21 protein-coding genes are annotated in these 18,722 nt (G+C 52.6%); 17 read left to right on the top strand and 4 right to left on the bottom strand.

Going from position 1 to position 18,722, the window contains the following annotated elements:
• Positions 1-56 precede the first annotated feature (56 nt).
• The 5 genes from astA (at position 57) to speD (ending at position 4,476) form a co-directional block, all read left to right on the top strand.
• Positions 57-1,073 (top strand): arginine N-succinyltransferase, encoded by a 1,017-nt coding sequence (gene astA, locus A9165_RS09645; RefSeq protein ID WP_065955715.1) that lies wholly within the window; start codon positions 57-59, stop codon positions 1,071-1,073.
• Positions 1,074-1,087: 14 nt separating this feature from the next.
• Positions 1,088-2,557, top strand: coding sequence for a succinylglutamate-semialdehyde dehydrogenase (gene astD / locus A9165_RS09640; protein WP_065955714.1), 1,470 nt, complete (start codon positions 1,088-1,090; stop codon positions 2,555-2,557).
• 131 nt (positions 2,558-2,688) lie between these two features.
• Positions 2,689-3,039, top strand: coding sequence for a DUF3802 family protein (locus A9165_RS09635; protein ID WP_065955713.1), 351 nt, complete (start codon positions 2,689-2,691; stop codon positions 3,037-3,039).
• A 147-nt stretch (positions 3,040-3,186) separates the two neighbouring features.
• Complete coding sequence (locus A9165_RS09630) at positions 3,187-3,597, top strand: OsmC family protein (RefSeq protein ID WP_008950052.1); 411 nt, start codon at positions 3,187-3,189, stop codon at positions 3,595-3,597.
• A gap of 72 nt (positions 3,598-3,669) precedes the next feature.
• Complete coding sequence (gene speD, locus A9165_RS09625) at positions 3,670-4,476, top strand: adenosylmethionine decarboxylase (protein WP_065955712.1); 807 nt, start codon at positions 3,670-3,672, stop codon at positions 4,474-4,476.
• A 78-nt stretch (positions 4,477-4,554) separates the two neighbouring features.
• On the opposite strand, the gene A9165_RS09620 is transcribed toward speD, so the two are convergent.
• Positions 4,555-5,451 carry a phosphoribulokinase gene (locus A9165_RS09620; protein WP_008608991.1) on the bottom strand — a complete coding sequence of 299 codons (897 nt, stop codon included), beginning with the start codon at positions 5,449-5,451 and terminating at the stop codon, positions 4,555-4,557.
• A gap of 135 nt (positions 5,452-5,586) precedes the next feature.
• On the opposite strand from A9165_RS09620, the gene A9165_RS09615 reads away from it, so the two are divergent.
• Entirely contained in the window at positions 5,587-5,979 is a 393-nt protein-coding gene (locus A9165_RS09615; protein ID WP_065955711.1) for an MAPEG family protein, read from the top strand.
• Here A9165_RS09615 and A9165_RS09610 read toward each other — a convergent pair.
• The 3 genes from A9165_RS09610 to A9165_RS09600 are packed head-to-tail and all read right to left on the bottom strand — an operon-like array spanning position 5,976 to position 9,975.
• Positions 5,976-7,754: an ExeM/NucH family extracellular endonuclease gene (locus A9165_RS09610; RefSeq protein ID WP_065955710.1), complete on the bottom strand. Its 1,779-nt coding sequence runs from the start codon at positions 7,752-7,754 to the stop codon at positions 5,976-5,978. The two genes, A9165_RS09615 and A9165_RS09610, sit on opposite strands and share 4 nt — an antisense overlap.
• A gap of 55 nt (positions 7,755-7,809) precedes the next feature.
• The gene (gene purD, locus A9165_RS09605) at positions 7,810-9,099 is read right to left on the bottom strand and encodes a phosphoribosylamine--glycine ligase (protein WP_065955709.1); all 1,290 of its coding nucleotides are present in this window, start codon (positions 9,097-9,099) and stop codon (positions 7,810-7,812) included.
• Positions 9,100-9,132: 33 nt separating this feature from the next.
• Positions 9,133-9,975 (bottom strand): class I SAM-dependent methyltransferase, encoded by an 843-nt coding sequence (locus A9165_RS09600; protein ID WP_065955708.1) that lies wholly within the window; start codon positions 9,973-9,975, stop codon positions 9,133-9,135.
• A 170-nt stretch (positions 9,976-10,145) separates the two neighbouring features.
• On the opposite strand from A9165_RS09600, the gene trmJ reads away from it, so the two are divergent.
• From trmJ to A9165_RS09545, 11 genes are all read left to right on the top strand, one after another.
• The gene (gene trmJ, locus A9165_RS09595; protein WP_065955707.1) at positions 10,146-10,889 is read left to right on the top strand and encodes a tRNA (cytosine(32)/uridine(32)-2'-O)-methyltransferase TrmJ; all 744 of its coding nucleotides are present in this window, start codon (positions 10,146-10,148) and stop codon (positions 10,887-10,889) included.
• 5 nt (positions 10,890-10,894) lie between these two features.
• A complete protein-coding gene (gene cysE, locus A9165_RS09590) occupies positions 10,895-11,698 on the top strand; it encodes a serine O-acetyltransferase (RefSeq protein ID WP_008608985.1) in 804 nt (267 codons plus the stop codon).
• An 83-nt stretch (positions 11,699-11,781) separates the two neighbouring features.
• Positions 11,782-12,261: a Fe-S cluster assembly transcriptional regulator IscR gene (iscR, locus tag A9165_RS09585; protein ID WP_065955732.1), complete on the top strand. Its 480-nt coding sequence runs from the start codon at positions 11,782-11,784 to the stop codon at positions 12,259-12,261.
• Between the two features lie 19 nt (positions 12,262-12,280).
• A complete protein-coding gene (locus tag A9165_RS09580; RefSeq protein WP_065955706.1) occupies positions 12,281-13,495 on the top strand; it encodes an IscS subfamily cysteine desulfurase in 1,215 nt (404 codons plus the stop codon).
• 27 nt (positions 13,496-13,522) lie between these two features.
• Positions 13,523-13,906, top strand: a complete 384-nt coding sequence (iscU, locus tag A9165_RS09575; protein ID WP_008608981.1) for a Fe-S cluster assembly scaffold IscU — start codon at positions 13,523-13,525, stop codon at positions 13,904-13,906.
• Between the two features lie 6 nt (positions 13,907-13,912).
• On the top strand, positions 13,913-14,236 hold the full coding sequence (gene iscA, locus A9165_RS09570) for an iron-sulfur cluster assembly protein IscA (protein WP_008608980.1): 324 nt from the start codon (positions 13,913-13,915) through the stop codon (positions 14,234-14,236).
• Between the two features lie 18 nt (positions 14,237-14,254).
• Positions 14,255-14,779, top strand: coding sequence for a co-chaperone HscB (hscB, locus tag A9165_RS09565; protein ID WP_065955705.1), 525 nt, complete (start codon positions 14,255-14,257; stop codon positions 14,777-14,779).
• Positions 14,780-14,786: 7 nt separating this feature from the next.
• A complete protein-coding gene (gene hscA, locus A9165_RS09560; protein ID WP_065955704.1) occupies positions 14,787-16,643 on the top strand; it encodes a Fe-S protein assembly chaperone HscA in 1,857 nt (618 codons plus the stop codon).
• 1 nt (position 16,644) lies between these two features.
• Positions 16,645-16,983, top strand: coding sequence for an ISC system 2Fe-2S type ferredoxin (gene fdx, locus A9165_RS09555; RefSeq protein WP_008608977.1), 339 nt, complete (start codon positions 16,645-16,647; stop codon positions 16,981-16,983).
• A gap of 70 nt (positions 16,984-17,053) precedes the next feature.
• Positions 17,054-17,485 carry a nucleoside-diphosphate kinase gene (ndk, locus tag A9165_RS09550; protein ID WP_008608976.1) on the top strand — a complete coding sequence of 144 codons (432 nt, stop codon included), beginning with the start codon at positions 17,054-17,056 and terminating at the stop codon, positions 17,483-17,485.
• 108 nt (positions 17,486-17,593) lie between these two features.
• Positions 17,594-18,721 (top strand): bifunctional tRNA (adenosine(37)-C2)-methyltransferase TrmG/ribosomal RNA large subunit methyltransferase RlmN, encoded by a 1,128-nt coding sequence (locus A9165_RS09545; RefSeq protein ID WP_065955703.1) that lies wholly within the window; start codon positions 17,594-17,596, stop codon positions 18,719-18,721.
• The last annotated feature ends 1 nt before the right edge of the window (position 18,722 follow it).

Here is an 18,722-nt window from a genome sequence, read left to right as displayed (position 1 = left end):
TATCCAGCGGGATGCCGCTCTGACCATGGGATAGAGCAAAAATGGAGTAAGCGACCATGATGTTAATTCGCCCGATCCGAGCGAATGATTACCCGGCGCTGTATCAGATGGCAGTGGAGTCCGGTCACGGCTTTACGTCCCTGCCGGTGAATGAAGAGCTGTTGATGCGCAAAATCAGCCGCTCGGAGGCGTCTTTTGCCAAGACGGTCTCTGCCCCGGGGGATGAAGGCTATCTGTTTGTATTGGAAGACAGTACGACCGGCCAGATCTGTGGTACCAGTGCCCTGGAAGCCGCGGTTGGTCTGGATGACGCCTTCTACCATTATCATTTGGGTAAGGTAGTGCATAGCTCCCGCTCGTTGGGAGTCTACAAAACAGTAGATATTCTGACGTTGTGTAACGATTACACTGGCGTCAGTGAACTCTGTACGCTGTTTCTGCGCACCCCTTTTAGGCAGAAGCATAATGGTCGTTTGTTATCGAAAATGCGTTTTTTGTTCCTGGCCGAGTTCCGGCAGCGCTTTGCAGATAAGGTGATCGCGGAGTTACGGGGGGTGTCCGATAGCCAGGGTAATTCACCTTTCTGGCAATGGCTGCAGGAAAACTTTTTTGCGCTGGATTTCCCAACCGCAGACTATCTGACCGGTATTGGTCAGAAAGAGTTTATTGCCGAGCTGATGCCTAAGTATCCGATCTATGTCAGTTTACTTAGCAAGGCGGCACAACAGGTGATTGGTAAGGTCCATGAGCAAACCCGGCCGGCGCTGGCGTTACTGGAGTCGGAAGGCTTTGCCTGCCGTGGCTATGTCGATATCTTTGATGCCGGTCCGACGGTAGAAGCGCGGGTAGAGCAGATCCGCACGGTCAGAGACAGTAAACGTTATCTGGTAAAGATTGGCGCTGTGGCCGCCGGCGAACCCTGTTTAATCAGCAACACGTCGTTAAACGGTTTTCGGGCATCCTGGGCTGAGTTGAATTTAGCGCCGGAGCAGGAACATATCATGATCCCGCCAGAGCTGGCGACAGCACTGAATGTGGCTGCCGGTGACTGGGTGCGGGTGAGCAAAATTTAACACAGGAGTAGCAGATGAACCAGGCAGTGCAGTTTATTAATGGTCAATGGCTGGCCGGTACCGGTAAATCGATGCAATCGATCGATCCGGCTAAGAATCAGCTGATCTGGCAAGGGCAGGCCGCCAGCAGTGAACAGGTGGCAGCCGCGGTTGCTGCCGCGCGTGAAGCCCAATATAGCTGGGCGGATCTGAGTTTCGAACAACGGGTCAGTGTGGTAAAGCGCTTTGCCGAGCTGTTGAATCAGCATAAAGAAGCCCTGGCCGCCTGTATCGCTGAAGATACCGGTAAGGCGCTGTGGGAAAGCCGCACTGAAGTGACGGCGATGATCGGTAAAATCGATATTTCGGTACGGGCCTATGAAGAGCGCACCGGCGTAAAAGAAAACCCGATGCCGCAGGGGCGTGCCTTTGTGCGCCATAAACCGCACGGCGTGGTGGCCGTATTCGGCCCCTATAATTTCCCGGGGCACTTACCAAACGGTCATATCGTACCTGCGCTGTTAGCCGGCAATACCGTGGTGTTTAAACCCTCTGAGCTAACCCCGAAAGTGGCCGAGTTGACGGTAAAAATTTGGCAGGAAGCCGGTATCCCGGCCGGGGTGATCAACCTGGTGCAAGGTGAAGTGGATACCGGTAAGGCACTGGCCAGTGATGATGGCATCGACGGTCTGTTTTTTACCGGTAGCTCCCGCACCGGTCACTATCTGCACCAGCAGTTTGCCGGCCGGCCGGAAAAAATTCTGGCGCTGGAAATGGGTGGCAATAACCCGCTGTTGGTAAAGGATGTCGCTAATATCGATGCGGCAGTACATGACATTATTCAATCGGCCTTTATTACCTCTGGCCAGCGTTGTACCTGCGCCCGTAAGCTTTATCTGCCGGCAAATGCCGAAGGTGATGCGATTCTGGCGCGCTTACTGGATGTCAGTAGCAAGATCCAGGTTGGAGAGTACGATGCACAGCCTCAACCCTTTATGGGATCGATGATTTCGGTAGCTGCGGCGCAAAGTATGCTGAAGGCTCAGCAGCAGTTAGTCGCCCTAGGCGGTAAGATACTGCTGGAGTTGCGACAGCTGGATCCAGCGAAAGCGCTGGTCACGCCGGGTATTATCGAATGCTCAGACATCACTGAGTTCCCGGACGAAGAGCACTTTGGCCCGCTGTTAAAGGTATTCCGCTTCAATGACTTTGATCAGGCCATTGCCGCGGCGAATCACACCAGCTTCGGTCTGTCGGCTGGTTTACTCAGCGATAGCTATGAGCTGTATCAGCACTTCTATAAACGGATCCGTGCTGGTATCGTAAACTGGAACCGGCCTATTACCGGTGCCAGCTCGGCGGCGCCATTTGGTGGTATTGGTAAGAGCGGTAATCACCGTGCCAGTGCTTACTACGCGGCGGATTACTGCGCTTATCCGGTCGCGTCAGTGGAGCTTGAGCAGGTGGTGTTACCTGAACAGTTGTCACCTGGCCTGGTGTTTTAAGACAAAATAAATCGGAGCTTAGGCTCCGATTTGTTTTCCGGGCAAATATTTGCTTAAATGATTGAAATCCTTTCGCTGTTCGGGCAAGTTATCCGGCAGTCGCTTCTCAATCAGTGGTGCACAGGTAGGCTATGGTTATTGATAAACCCGGTTATGAACACCTGATCCAGTTCTTAACGGAGCATTTGTCGTTGTTTACCGCGACAGGTCCAACTGCGCCGGCCAATAAAACGATCGGTGTACTGCTGGAAGAGAAGATTGCAGAACAAATCATTACCCTCTGTACCCAACACACTGAACTGGAAACCAACCACCGCTCACTGATTATCCGTGAAGTCGATGGCATTATGTATGATTTTCAGGAGATCCTGTCTTCCGTGCTGGATAAGCCGGCCACACAGGACCAGCAAGATCTGATTAACGAAATTGCCCTGCTAATTAAAAATTTGTTTGATAACGCTATTGCTGCCCTGTTTGATTAGGGCACGTTAAGCGCTGCAACAGCCCCCTTCAAAGCTCAAACTGTTCTAAGTCTGGCCACGCAGCCCGGTGCGGCTGATAATTTTGCTGGCGACTTAACCGAGTTTTCCGTAGAATATCGAGCCTTATTTTTGAGCTGAGACAGTCTGATGGAAGCTACCGTAAGCTGGGTGAATAATCTGACCTTTCTGGGGCGTTCAGGCAGCGGCCACGCCGTGGTTTTTGATGCCGATCGCGACAGCAATACTGCTCCCACGCCAATGGAAATGCTACTGATGTCGGCCGGTGCCTGCTCCTCGGTTGATGTGGTGGGTATTCTGCAAAAAGCACGGCAACAGGTCCGGCACTGCGAGGTGCAATTGTCTGCGGAGCGCGCAGAGACTGTGCCTAAGGTGTTCACCAAGCTGCATTTGCATTTTGTGGTCACCGGCACCGACTTAAGCGAAAAACAGGTGGAGCGGGCGGTAAACCTGTCGGCAGAAAAGTACTGTTCGGTTTCGATTATGCTGGCTCAGAGTGTCAAGGTAACGCATTCGTTCAGTGTTAAACAGGCTGAATGAGTAGAATGACTGCAAGGTCAGGCTGAAAGTTAACTGCGGCGTCTGGTGCGTCGTTAGCGGAGAGCAAAGAAATTGGTTAAACCTTTTGAAAAACTGAAACTGCATGGTTTTAATAATCTGACCAAAAGTTTAAGTTTTAGTCTGTACGATATCTGTTATGCCAAAACGGAACAGCATCGGCAGGAATATATTGAATATATTGATGAGCAGTATAACGCGGATCGCCTGACAGATATTCTGACTGAAGTGGTCGATATCATCGGCGCCAATATATTGAATATCGCCCGGCAGGACTATGATCCACAAGGTGCCAGCGTGACTATTCTGGTTAGCGAAGAGCCGGTGCTGGTTGATCCTGATAATTCAGAGAACCCTGGACCGCGGCCTGATGCGGTGGTGGCGCATCTGGATAAGAGCCATATCTGCGTGCACACCTATCCGGAAGTGCACCCACATGATGGTATCTGTACTTTCCGTGCTGACATTGAAGTGTCGACCTGCGGTATTATTTCGCCGTTAAAAGCACTGAATTTCCTGATCCATAGTTTTGAATCCGACGTGGTCACCATCGACTACCGGGTGCGGGGTTTTACCCGTGACGTCAGTGGTACTAAACACTATATTGATCATCCGATCACCTCAATCCAGAACTTTATGGATGAGGATACGAAGAAAGCTTTCCAGATGATTGACGTTAATGTTTATCAGGAAAACCTTTTCCATACCAAGATGATGCTAAAAGAAGGTGATTTAAACAATTACCTGTTCGGTATGGGCACCGATTCGATGACGCCGGAAGAGCAGAAACAGATCTCGAAAAAAGTGTTCCGTGAAATTAAAGAGATTTTTTACGGCCGTAACCTGCCGGAAATTAAGTAAGCGTCACACCGGATAGTTACACAGCCAGCGTTATGCTGGCTGTGTTGTTTTTGCCGCCCGTAGGCCCAGATATTAAATTCAGATATTAAATAAGGAGCCCTGACCGCGGGCATCCCGGCGTTTTAGCATCAACGCTTCAATCAGTGGCGTCAGGATCAGCTCCATTGCCAGCCCCATCTTGCCACCAGGCACCACCAGCGTATTAACCCGTGACATAAAGGCGCCATCAATCATCTGCAAATAATACGGAAAGTCGACATGCTTGATACCGCGAAAGCGGATCACCACAAAGCTTTCGTCCAGCGATGGAATATCCTTGGCACTAAAAGGATTCGAGGTATCGACCGTCGGCACACGCTGAAAGTTGATATGGGTGCGCGAGAACTGTGGCGTAATATGATTAAAATAGTCTTCCATACTGCGGACTATACTGGCCTGCACTGCCTCGCGGCTATGGCCGCGCTCTGAGGTATCGCGGATAATTTTCTGGATCCACTCCAGATTGACGATCGGCACCATCCCAATCAGCAAATCGACATGCTGGGCGACATTATGCTGTTCCGTCACTGCGGCGCCATGCAAGCCTTCGTAAAACAGCAGATCGGTATTTGGCCGCAGGTCCTGCCAGGGCGTGAAGGTGCCGGGCAATTGGTTATAAGGCACCGCTTCGTCAAAGGTATGCAAATAGTGACGGATCCGGCCGGTACCATTTTCAGCGTAACTGGCAAAAAAGTTTTCCAGGGCGCCAAAGTCATTGGCTTCGGGACCAAAGTAACTGATATAGCGGCCTTCTTCCTTCGCTTTACGGATCGCGACATCCATTTCCGGCCGGCTGTACCGATGAAAACAGTCGCCTTCAACAAAGGCGGCATCAATGCCCAGGGTGCGGAAAATATGCTTAAAGGCATTGCTGGTGGTGGTGGTGCCAGCGCCAGAGGAGCCGGTAACGGCAATGATAGGATTTTTATGCGACATAACACTTACCAGAAGCTGAATTAAAAGTACCTTAGCGGATCCACAGGGCTTTACGCAACCCACCTTTTTGTTGATCCGAAATGGCTGGCTTAAGTACAAGCTGGTATTACCCGGAATTTAACAGGAGAACCTCGCATGTCTGGCATCTTAATGCCGTTATTTTTGATTGCCATTTTACCTTATCTGGCAAAGCTGCCTCTGGTTTGGGCTATGCACCGCGCCGGTGGTTATGACAATCATTATCCGCGTCAGCAACAAAGCCAACTCAGTGGTTTCGGTCAGCGTTGCACTGCGGCGCATTATAATAGTTTTGAGGCGCTGGCGTTCTTTAGTGTGGCCGTGCTGATGGTGCTGGCGGTCGGGCAGGTTACACCACTGATGCAGCTGTTGGCCTGGAGTTTTGTTGGTTGTCGAGTCGGCTATCTGTTCTGTTACTGGCTGAACTGGGCGACGCTGCGCAGCCTGATCTGGTTGGCATCGATGGCCAGTGCCATCAGCTTGATGCTGCTGGCACTGGCAAGGCTTTAAAAGCGAAAGGTCGCCAAAATCGGATCGTGGTCGGAGGAACGATACGGGTTTGGCGCAAACAGTTGCTCACGCTGACTGGCGGGTTTAAAACGGGTGCTGTAATCCAGCAGCACAGGCTCATCGGCATTAATCGGCCAATGTGTAAAGCTAACCATCTTTTCTGCCAGCGCCGGCGTCGTTAACAAGTGGTCCAGTGAGCCGCTCTGTCCTCTGAATACAAAGGAATAAGACGCTGCCTTACCATCATCCAGATATTGCCAGCCTTGTTGTTCAAACCAGCGGATCGGATCTTCCTGCCGGTAGGCATTAAAATCACCCATAATCACCTGATAAGCCGTGGTTACCCCGGTTGGGGTAGTCGCTAACCACTGATGCAGCGCCGTTGCTGCCTCAACCCGGGCGGCATTCCAGCAGGCCTGGCCATCGCCCTGATCGCGTTGCGCGGCGTAATCGGCGTTACCGGTTCTCGGACAGCTGCCTTTTGACTTAAAGTGGTTTATCGCCACCGTCACCACCTGCTCTGATGCGTGATGCCGGAAGCTTTGCGCAACCGGTGGCCGATGTAAACGGGTAAAGGGTGCGGCAGTTTGGCTGGCCGCCTGACCCACTGCTGTTACCCGGCTGGCCCGATAGAACAGGCCAACCTTAATATCGTCGCTACCCGGTGCGTCGGCGAGTACCACCTGCTGATACGGCTCGCTGCTGCGTGCGTTTAAGGCGGCTAACAAGGTCGCGCTGGCACTGCCCTCGGCATAGCCATTATTCTCCAGCTCCAGTAAGCCGATAATATCGGCATCCAGAGCCAGCAGCGCTTCCACCAACTTGGCTTGCTGGCGCGCTAACTCTGCTGCATTACGGGCACCACGCCGGGTTGGGAAGGCATTTTCCTGACCATGGCCGGTAAAGAAATTCAGCACGTTATAGCTGGCGATACGTAGTTCATCCGATGCGGTTTTGTCGGGTGCAGCCGGCCTCGCGTTAGTCGTGATAAAGCGGGGTTTTGCTGTTGGCAGCAAGCGGTAACCGCGTTCATCCTGATGCAGGATCCCTTCAATATTCAGTACCTGATCGCCGACCCGTAAACTGTTATAAGCACTGAGCCCGGTGTCCGGGTATGGCAGCGGGTCCGGATTTTGCTGATAACGGCCGTCATCAAGCAAAATACTGCGTCTGTCATTTTCTGCGGCCAGTTGCTGTGCAGCGGCACCTGGTGTTGCCACCTGCGTCGGTACCATCAGCCGCTGGTCGGCCAACATAATTTCACCATAGCGACCCAGATTATAGCTGTCCGTCACTACCAGTGGCTGCTCGATCCGCAGCCACATCCCCTCGTAAGCTTCCCAACTAAGCTCGGCTGGCAAGGGTAGGGTCAGACTCAGCGGCGCCAGTTCGGCCTTACCACAGTCATTTAACACTTCAACATCGATCAGGCTGGTCAGCTGCTCGACTTCGGCTACAGTACCTCGTACGCTTAACAACTGGCCGACCTGGTACTGTCCGGCGTTATTCAGCGCGACAAAGATACCTTCGGCCGTCAGCGGATCCTGGTCCGGTACCTGACTTTGCAGCATCAGGCCGGGCATAGGGCCATCGGCATAGACTACGCCCAGCACGACGCCCTGAATACTGACCTGTTGGCCGAGTAGCGGGCTTTCTAATCCACCGCCCTGAACCTGCGCGATACTATGTGATGCGGCTTCGCAGCTAACAGGAGCCTGCTGACAGGCTGTTAACAACAGCAGGCTACCCAGGCTAAGCCATAACGATTTTTTCATGTTGCAATCCCGATAAAAAAAGGTGCCGCAGCACCTTTTACACTTTTGCTAAAGGTTATTTTTGTTGTTCGCGCGCGACTGCCCGGTAACCGATGTCGGTACGATAATACAGTTGCTCCCAGCTAATCGCGCCAGCCATTTTATAGGCGGCTTGTTGCGCGGCGGTGACAGTCTCACCCAGCGCAGTAGCACAGAGTACCCGACCACCGTTAGTCAGCACCTGACCGTCTTTCAGCTCGGTACCGGCATGAAATACCTTGCCTGGTAACAGCGCGGCTTGCTCCAGGCCGCCGATCACCTTACCTTTGGCATAGGTATCCGGATAGCCACCTGCGGCCAGTACCACGCCCACTGCGGCCTGTGGACTGAACTCCAGTTGCATCTGATCCAGTTTCCCATCTACAGCAGCCTGGCACAGCGCCACCAGATCGGATTGCAGTCGCAACATAATTGGCTGCGTTTCCGGATCGCCAAAGCGGCAGTTAAATTCCAGTACCTTTGCCGAGCCATCCGGCGCAATCATCAGGCCGGCATACAGAAAGCCGGTAAACACATTACCCTCGGCCGCCATACCGCGGACCGTCGGATAAATCACCTGTTGCATTACCCAGTCATGCACCTCAGGTGTCACCACCGGAGCCGGTGAATAGGCACCCATACCGCCGGTATTCGGGCCTTTGTCCGCATTATCACGTGCCTTGTGATCCTGCGACGACGCGAAGGCCAGCGCATGTTGACCATCGACCATCACGATAAAGGAGGCTTCTTCACCGGTCAGGAATTCTTCAATCACTACCCGGCTGCCGGCATCACCAAACTTATTACCACTGAGCATATCGTCGATTGCAGCGAAGGCTTCAGCTTCGGTAAGGGCGATAATCACGCCCTTACCGGCAGCCAGACCGTCGGCCTTAATCACAATGGGGGTACCCAGGCGGCGCACATAGTCTTTTGCCGCGGCGATTTCAGTAAAGTTCTGGTAGGCGGCGGTTGGGATCCGGTGCCGCGCTAAAAAGTCTTTCGCGAAGGCTTTAGAGCTCTCCAGCTGGGCGGCAGCACGGGTTGGGCCAAAAATCGCCAGGCCGGCAGCACGGAATTGATCCACGACACCTTTCGCCAGCGGTGCTTCCGGCCCAACAATAGTGAGGTCGATCTGCTCTTGCTGTGCAAAGGCCAGCAGGGCATCGACATCGTCTGCGGCGATGGCCACATTCTGCAAATTGCTTTCCAGGGCTGTACCGGCATTACCCGGCGCCACGAACACCTGAGTTACCAGAGGTGATTGTGCCGCTTTCCAAGCCAGAGCATGTTCGCGGCCGCCGCCACCTATTACCATTACTTTCATTAGTTTTTCCGTTTTAGTCAGGACGCCCCGTGATCAGGGCGTTGCAGGTTTCCGAAACTTTAAGGTCATACGGTCACTTTCACCGATGGCCAGATATTTATCACGATCCTGCTCACCCAGCCGCAGGGTTGGGGGCAGAGTCCAGACACCACCCGGATGATCGGCAGTATCTTTCGGGTTAGCATTAATCTCACTACGGGCTTCCAGCGTAAAGCCAGCTTGTTCCGCCAGTTTAATAGTCAGGCTTTCCGGCATATAGCCACTGCGGGTCCAGTCAGTATCCAGCTGGGTTTCGGGCAACCGATGTTCGACAATTCCCAGCACGCCACCCGGCTTTAACGCTGTGTAAAAGTGAGCAAAGGCTGTTAGCATCGCCTCTTCACCACCGGCCATATACCAGTTATGTAAATTGCGGAACGTCAGGACGACATCGGCACTGCCCGCCGGGGCAATTTCAATACCGGGGCGTGGCGCAAACTCGGTTAGCTTTACCTTACTATAAGCCGGGTTAGCAGAGAGCTTTTCCACAAAGGCCTGCCGGCTGCGTTGGCCATAGCCCTCGGCGCTGGCCGGAAAGTGGGCGGCGTAATACACCCCTTGCTCCGCGAGCAGCGGCGCCAGAATTTCGGTATACCAGCCGCCACCCGGGGAGATCTCAACCACTGTGGCTTGCGGGGTAACGTCGAAAAACTGCAGGGTGGGTAGCGGGTTGCGGTATTGATCGCGCGCCATATTGGCGGCAGACCGCAGAGGGTTATTACTGATTGCCTGCTCCAGGCTGGCGATTGGGGTGGTCGCGACCACCGCAGATGACAGTAACAGGCTGCTTAATAGCAGGGTAGGGCGACTCAGAACTCGGCTCAGTTGGGTTAACATCAACAGCTCCTTCAAAAAGTGGCGATAGTTTAGCAAAGCAACCGCCGAAATGCAGCGGCTTTTGGCAATGGCTTGCTTCTGATTGTTTGGGTGGCTAGACTGCTAAATTTCAATCTACAACCCCTGTTGGCTATGTTAGAATAGCCGACCTTTTTAGTGCAGGTCGCTCTATGTTAGATCAGATTAAAGTCGTATTAGTGGGTACGACGCATACCGGGAATATTGGTTCGGTCGCCCGGGCGATGAAAACCATGGGCTTATCGCAGCTGTGTTTGGTCGCGCCGAAGACGGCACCGGATGGTCAGGCCTATGCGCTGGCGGCTGGTGCCAGTGAAATTCTGGCGGCGGCACAAACCTATGACACCCTGGAGCAAGCCATTGCTGATTGTGCGCTGGTGATAGGCAGCAGCGCCCGCTCCCGTACTCTGAGCTGGCCTATGTTATCCAGCCGTGAATGCGGTATCAAAGCCGTGCAGCAAGCTAAGACCGCGCCGGTGGCGCTGGTATTTGGCCGCGAAAGTAATGGTTTGAGCAACGAAGAATTGCAGCTGTGTAATTACCACGTTTGTATCGAGGCTAATCCGGAATACAGCTCACTGAATCTGGCGATGGCGGTACAAATTTTCTGCTACGAAGTGCGGATGGCGTATCTGGCAGCGCGCGAGGCGACAGCGGAACCTGATAATACTGCCTATCCGACCTCGTTACAGATGGAGAACTTTTTCCAGCACCTGGAAACGGCTCTGACGCATACCGGCTTTATTATTAAGCAGCATCCGGGGGTGGTGATGACTAAGCTGCGTCGGTTATTCACCCGGGCGCGACCTGAAGAAGCTGAGTATAATATTTTGCGCGGTATCCTGACCTCGATGTTGCGCTTGGAAAAAGTGGATCAGACTACTCATAAGGAGTAATTGGCATGTTTTCCGGTATCAAAGAAGATATTCGCAGTGTATTTGATCGCGATCCGGCGGCGCGCAGTACTTTTGAGGTATTAACCACCTATCCCGGTTTGCATGCTATCTGGCTGCATCGCTTAAGCCATAAATTATGGCAAGCCAATTGGAAATGGCTGGCCCGCTGGTTAAGTACCATTGGCCGCTGGTTAACCGGAGTGGAGATCCATCCCGGCGCGCGGATTGGCAGGCGTTTTTTTATCGATCATGGCATGGGCGTAGTGATCGGGGAAACTGCTGAAATTGGCGATGACTGCACCCTGTATCACGGCGTGACGCTGGGCGGTACCAGCTGGAGCCCGGGCAAACGCCATCCAACCCTGGGGAAAGGGGTGGTCATTGGCGCCGGTGCGAAGGTGTTGGGGCCCTTATATGTTGGCGAAAATGCCCGAATCGGCTCGAATGCGGTGGTGGTAAAAGATGTGCCGGCCGGTGCTACCGTTATTGGCATCCCGGGGCGTATCGTGGCGAAAGCCGATGCCGAAACCTCAGCGCAGCGGCAGCAGATGGCGAAAAAGTTTGGCTTTGATGCTTATGCAGTCTCGGCTGATAACCCGGATCCGGTTGCCAATGCTATCGGTAGTTTACTCGATCATATTCATTTTCTGGATAACAAGGTCACCGAGCTTTGTCAGAACGTCAATCAGCTGGGCGGCAATGTCTGTTCTGAGTTGCCGCAGGTGAAGATTGACGAAGCCGAATTTAAGCTGGCAGAGCAACGAGCTGCTGAGCAGCGGCGTAAAGAAGACGAGAGCGCCAGTGCCTAATACCTGACTGTTTTAGTCAGGTTTATACTTGACTAAAATAGTCAGGAATGTACAATAGCAGCATTCTGCAACAGGAGTTGACTATGCGTTTAACCTCCAAAGGCCGCTATGCTGTTACCGCCATGCTTGATGTGGCACTACATGCCGTAAAGGGCCCGGTACCCCTGGCTGATATCTCGGAGCGGCAAGGTATTTCTTTGTCTTACCTTGAGCAGTTGTTTGCCCGCTTACGTAAGCAGGGCTTAGTCAGCAGTGTGCGTGGTCCGGGTGGTGGCTATCAACTGGGACTGCCGGCGGCGGCGATTTCTGTCTCTGCGGTGATTGCGGCAGTAGATGAGTCGGTCGATGCCACCCGTTGTCAGGGCAAATCAGATTGTCATGGCGGTGCCCGCTGTCTGACCCACACCTTGTGGAGCAACCTGAGCCATCGAATTGAAGACTTCCTGACCAATATCAGCCTTGAAGAGCTGGTCAATCAGGAAGAAGTGCGGCAAACCGCTTTGCAACAAAGCCGTAAAGTTAAGAATCCGGCAACGGATATTGAAGTCAGCTGTGAGCTATAAGCGCAACACGGAGCCAAGAATGAAGCTACCCATTTATTTAGACTATGCTGCGACCACCCCGGTTGATCCACGGGTTGCGGAGAAAATGATGCAATTCCTGACCATGGACGGCCAGTTTGGTAACCCGGCGTCACGTTCGCATCGTTTTGGCTGGCAGGCTGAAGAAGCGGTAGAAATTGCCCGCAGTCAAATTGCTGAGCTGGTAAATGCCGATCCGCGTGAAATTGTCTTCACCTCAGGCGCGACCGAGTCTAATAACCTGGCAATTAAAGGTGCCGCCGAGTTTTACCATAAAAAAGGAAAACACCTGATCACCGTCAAAACAGAGCATAAAGCCGTGTTGGATACTATGCGCCAGTTAGAGCGTGAAGGCTTTGACGTGACTTATCTGGACGTCGAAGCCAATGGTCTGGTTGATCTGACTAAGCTGGAACAGGCGATGCGCCCGGATACCACTGTGGTCAGCATTATGATGGTCAATAATGAAATTGGCGTGGTGCAGGATGTTGCGGCGATAGGGGAATTATGTCGCAGCAAAGGCATTATTTTCCATGTTGATGCCGCTCAGGCCACCGGCAAGGTTGAGATTGATCTGCAGCAGCTGAAAGTCGATTTGATGTCGTTTTCCGGCCATAAAACCTATGGTCCTAAAGGCATTGGCGCCTTGTTCGTGCGTCGTAAGCCACGTATCCGTTTAGAAGCACAAACCCATGGTGGTGGTCATGAACGTGGTATGCGTTCAGGCACCCTGGCGACACACCAAATCGTTGCGATGGGTGAAGCCTTCCGCCTGGCCAAAGAAGAAATGGCCGCTGAGCAGCAGCGTATCACCGCACTGCGTGACCGCTTGTGGAACGGCATTAAAGATATTGAACAGGTATTTTTAAACGGTGATGCCAAGGCTCGGGTACCGAATATTACCAACGTCAGCTTTAACTATGTTGAAGGTGAGTCGCTGATTATGGCGCTAAAAGATATCGCTGTGTCTTCAGGCTCTGCCTGTACCTCTGCCAGCTTAGAGCCATCTTATGTGCTGCGGGCTTTGGGGCTGTCAGATGAGTTGGCGCATAGTTCAATTCGTTTTAGTATCGGCCGTTTTACTACTGAAGAGCAGATCGACCACACCATCAAGATTGTACATGAGGCCATCGCCAAGCTGCGTGAAATGTCGCCGCTGTGGGATATGTACAAAGACGGTATTGATTTAAACACTGTAGCCTGGGTCGCTCACTAAGCGCACGCCAGCAGAGAGGTAATTATCATGGCATACAGTAACAAAGTAATTGATCACTACGAAAACCCACGTAACGTTGGTTCTTTCGCTAAAGACGATCCCAGTGTTGCCACCGGTATGGTCGGCGCACCCGCTTGCGGTGACGTAATGAAGCTGCAAATTAAGGTTAACGAACAGGGCGTGATTGAAGATGCCAAGTTTAAAACCTATGGTTGTGGCAGTGCTATTGCCTCCAGTTCACTGGTAACCGAATGGGTGAAAGGCAAAACACTGGACGAAGCCCAGCAGATTAAAAATACCGACATAGCGCAAGAGCTGGCGTTGCCACCGGTAAAAATTCACTGCTCGATCTTGGCTGAAGACGCCATTAAAGCCGCTATTGCTGATTACAAACAAAAGCGCGGAGGCTAAGGCCAGATGGCAATTTCGATGACAGCTGCTGCCGCCGAGCGGGTAGGCAGTTTTTTACAAAACCGGGGCAAGGGTGTCGGGCTGCGGGTCGGTGTTAAAACCACCGGTTGCTCTGGTCTGGCTTACGTACTGGAATTTGTGGATGAGCTGAATGAAGATGATCAGGTATTCGAAGATCATGGTCTGAAGCTGGTGGTCGATGGCAAAAGCCTGGTCTATATCGATGGTACTCAGCTCGACTTTGTCAAAGAAGGGCTGAACGAAGGCTTTAAATTCAATAATCCGAATGTTAACGGCGAGTGCGGTTGCGGCGAAAGCTTCACGGTATAAGTCAGGCACTGAGGTAAGATGAACTATTTTCAGTTGTTTGATCTGCCCGAGCAGTTCGAGCTGGATCTGGCTGAGCTCGGCTCACGCTATCTGGCGCTGCAGAAGCGTTTTCATCCGGACAACTACGCCGCCGGTTCCGAGCGGGACCGGCTGCTCGCTGTGCAGCAAACGGCTAATATTAATGATGCTTACCATAGCCTGAAACACCCGTTGTTACGCGCTGAACATATGCTGGCACTGCGCGGCATTAAGCTAAGTAATGAACAGCGCAGCTTTACTGATCCGACGTTTTTAATGCAGCAAATGGAACTGCGGGAACAGTTAGCCGAGTTAGCTACGGCAGTGGATCCCGAACAGGCGCTGTATGACATCGAGCAAGAACTGCAACAGCAACGTAAGGCGCTACTGAGGGCACTGCATCAGGCGTTGGCCTCAGGTACGGCAGCGCAAGATCAGCTGGCAGCTGAACTGGTACGCAAGCTAAAATTCTTTTACAAACTGCAGCAAGAGCTGGAGTTAATCGAACAGCAACTACAAGACTGAATTCATTATGGCGTTATTACAAATTGCCGAGCCGGGCCAGAGCGCGGCGCCGCATCAACATAAATTGGCTGCCGGTATTGATTTGGGTACCACCAATTCACTGGTGGCGACAGTACGCAGTGGTGAAGCCAGGGTGCTGCTGAATCAGGCGGGAGAGGCGATGGTACCCTCTGTTGTTCAGTATGGCGCTAAGCAGGTGGTCGTCGGTTCGGCCGCTGTTGCGGCTGCTGTCAGTGATCCGGAAAATACCATAGTATCGGTCAAACGGCTGATGGGTAAAGGCTATCAGGAAACACTGGCGCTAACGGAAAAGCTCCCGTATCAGTTGATTGAACAAAGCGGCCTGGTAGCGATTGAAACGGCTGCCGGCGTGAAAAACCCGGTGGAAGTCTCCGCAGAAATTCTGGCGACCCTGGCCAATACCGCCAGTCAAACCCTTGGTGGTGAGTTAAACGGTGTAGTGATCACCGTGCCGGCCTATTTTGATGATGCGCAGCGCCAGGCTACCAAAGATGCCGCCAAACTGGCCGGTCTGAATGTGCTGCGTTTGTTAAACGAGCCAACAGCAGCAGCCTTGGCTTATGGCCTGGACTCAGGGCAGGAAGGTATTATCGCTGTCTATGATTTAGGCGGCGGCACCTTTGATATTTCGATTTTACGCTTACGACGCGGTGTGTTTGAAGTGCTGGCAACCGGTGGCGATTCGGCACTGGGTGGCGATGATTTTGATCAGGCGCTGGTAGCCTTGTTGCAGCAACAACACGATCAACCCAATCTGTCGGCCAGTGCCCGCCGGCAGTATCAGCAACAGGCGAAAGCGATTAAAGAACGCCTGACCAGCAGTGATAGTACCGATTACAGCTTTAGTGCTGATGGCCAGCAGTTAAGTGGCAGTGTCAGTCGCCAGCAATTTGAAGACTTGATTAGCCCGCTGGTTAAGCAAACTATTCGCGCTTGCCGGCAGAGTTTACGCGATGCCGGTTTAACTACCGATGAGGTGTTAAAGGTGGTAATGGTCGGGGGCTCAACCCGGGTACCCCTGGTACGTCAACAAGTGGCCGCTTTCTTTGGCTCTGAGCCGTTAACCTCAATTGACCCGGATCAGGTGGTTGCCATTGGTGCGGCGATTCAAGCCAATGTGCTGGTCGGCAATAAAGCCGATAATGAAACCCTGCTGCTGGATGTGATCCCGCTGTCGCTGGGTATTGAAACCATGGGTGGTCTGACCGAAAAAATTATCCCGCGTAATACCGTAATTCCGGTGGCGCGAGCGCAGGAATTTACCACCTTTAAAGATGGTCAGACTGCGATGGCGATCCATGTGGTACAGGGTGAGCGTGAGCTGGTCGAAGATTGTCGTTCACTGGCCCGCTTTGAGCTGCGCGGTATTCCGCCGATGCCGGCCGGTGGCGCCCATATTCGTGTTACTTTTCAGGTCGATGCCGATGGGCTGCTTAGCGTCAGCGCGATGGAAAAATCAACCGGCGTCCAGGCCAGTATTCAGGTAAAACCTTCGTATGGCCTGACCGACGATCAGGTGGCACAGATGATTAGCGGTTCGATGCAATATGCGCGGCAGGATATGCAGCAGCGCTTATTGCGCGAGCAGCAGGTCGAGGCGGAGCGGGTGCTGGAAGCGGTCAGTGCTGCGCTGGCGACCGATGCCGCCTTACTGAATGAGCATGAACTGGCGACCATCCGTGATGCGTTACGCCAGCTGGCAGAATTGAAACAACAGGACGATACTGCTGCTATCAAAGCAGCGATCGAACACACCAACCAATTAACAGATGATTTTGCGGCGCGGCGGATGGATAAATCGATCCGGTTGGCGCTGCAGGGTCACAAGGTAGACGAGGTTTAACATGCCCCAGATCGTATTTTTACCTCATCCTGAGCTGTGTCCGGAAGGGGCTGCACTGGATGCCAAAACCGGTGAAACCGTGCTCGATGTGGCGCTGAAAAACGGCATTGCTATTGAACACGCCTGCGAAAAATCCTGTGCCTGCACCACCTGTCATGTGATTATCCGCGAGGGCTTTTATTCGCTGACGCCCAGCGAAGAGCTGGAAGATGACATGCTGGATAAAGCCTGGGGTTTAGAGCCGGAATCACGTTTAGGCTGTCAGGCCATTGTGGCTGACGAAGATTTAGTGGTGGAAATCCCGAAATACACTGTCAATATGGTTAGCGAAGGGCATTAGGTTTTTTTCGTAATTTAGCGTATACTTTGCCGCCCAAAATTTTAACCCTTTAGACTAACAGGAGCCTGACATGGCCTTAGAACGTACTTTCTCTATCGTGAAGCCGGATGCCGTAGCGAAGAACCTGATCGGCGCAATTTACAGCCGCTTTGAAGCCGCTGGCCTGCGCATTGTTGCTGCCAAGATGTTACACTTAAGCCGGGAACAGGCTGAAGGTTTCTACGCTGAGCACAAAGAGCGTCCATTCTTCAATGCGCTGGTATCTTTTATGACGTCTGGCCCGGTCATGGTACAGGTGTTAGAAGGTGAAGACGCAGTGCGTAAGAACCGCGAAATCATGGGTGCTACTAACCCGAAAGATGCTTTAGCCGGTACTTTACGTGCGGATTTCGCTGCCAGCATCGATGAGAACGCGGTTCACGGTTCAGACGCTGCGGCTTCTGCGGCCCGTGAAATTGCCTACTTCTTCACCGAAGCTGAGCTGTGCAGCCGTACCCGTTAATCCGGTAGCTGTCTGCAAAGAGACTAAGGGGGCAGCAGCCCCCTTAGTGCATTCAGCACTGCAGGAAGAAAGTTTTTTGTTGATATTGGTTAGCTGGAGTTTACTGGCATGAGCAACACCCGCGAAGTCGTCAATTTGCTGGACCTGACCCGGTCGCAAATGCAAGAGTTCTTTGTCAGTCTTGGCGAAAAGCCATTCCGTGCTGATCAGGTGATGAAATGGATTTATCACTACTGTGTCGATGATTTCGACAAAATGACCAATATCAACAAAAAGCTCCGTGAGCTGCTAAAGGCGCGTTGCGTGATTAAGGCTCCGGTCGTGGCCACCCGTCAGGACAGTGCTGATGGCACCATCAAGTTTGTGATGGCGCTGGAAGGCGGTCAGGAGGTGGAAACCGTCTGGATCCCGGAAAAAGATCGTCGTACCCTTTGTGTGTCTTCTCAGGTGGGCTGCGCGCTGGACTGCTCTTTCTGTTCTACAGCGCAGCAAGGCTTTAACCGTAACCTCAGTGTCTCAGAAATTATTGGTCAGGTGTGGCGGGTATCACAGATTATCGGCAGCTTTGGTGATACTGGTGAAAAACCGGTGACCAACGTGGTGATGATGGGCATGGGTGAACCGCTGCTCAATCTGAACAACGTGGTGCCGGCGATGGAACTGATGATGGAAGATTACGGCTTTGGCTTGTCCAAACGGCGCGTCACGCTCAGTACCTCAGGTGTGGTACCGGCTTTGGATTTACTACGCGAGAAGATTGATGTCGCCTTGGCGATTTCATTGCATGCGCCGAATAATGCGCTGCGTGATGAGTTGGTACCGGTTAATAAAAAGTACCCAATGGAAGAGTTTCTGGCCGCCTCACGCCGTTATGTTGAGCACTCTAAAGCCAGTGACAAAGTCACGGTTGAGTATGTGATGCTGGAAGGCATCAATGACAGTACTGATCAGGCACACGAACTCGCTAAAGCATTGAAAGATACACCCTCTAAGATTAATCTTATTCCGTTCAACCCGTATCCAGGGTCTCCTTATAAGAGATCCAGTAATTCACGGATTGATCGCTTTAACAAGGTCTTACAAGATTACGGTTTTACTGTTATGGTACGTAAAACCCGCGGCGATGATATCGATGCCGCCTGCGGACAGTTGGTCGGTGATGTCATCGACCGTACGAAACGTTTACTGAAAAAGCAGCAGAAAGGCGAGAACATAGCGGTAAAAGTGCTGCAATAAC

Origin of the sequence: Alishewanella sp. HH-ZS, from assembly GCF_001704375.1 — a bacterium.
In the GTDB taxonomy this organism is placed as follows: Bacteria; Pseudomonadota; Gammaproteobacteria; order Enterobacterales; family Alteromonadaceae; genus Alishewanella; species Alishewanella aestuarii.
The sequence above is the reverse complement of the archived record's forward strand: the minus strand, read 5'-3'. Positions and strand labels throughout refer to the sequence as shown.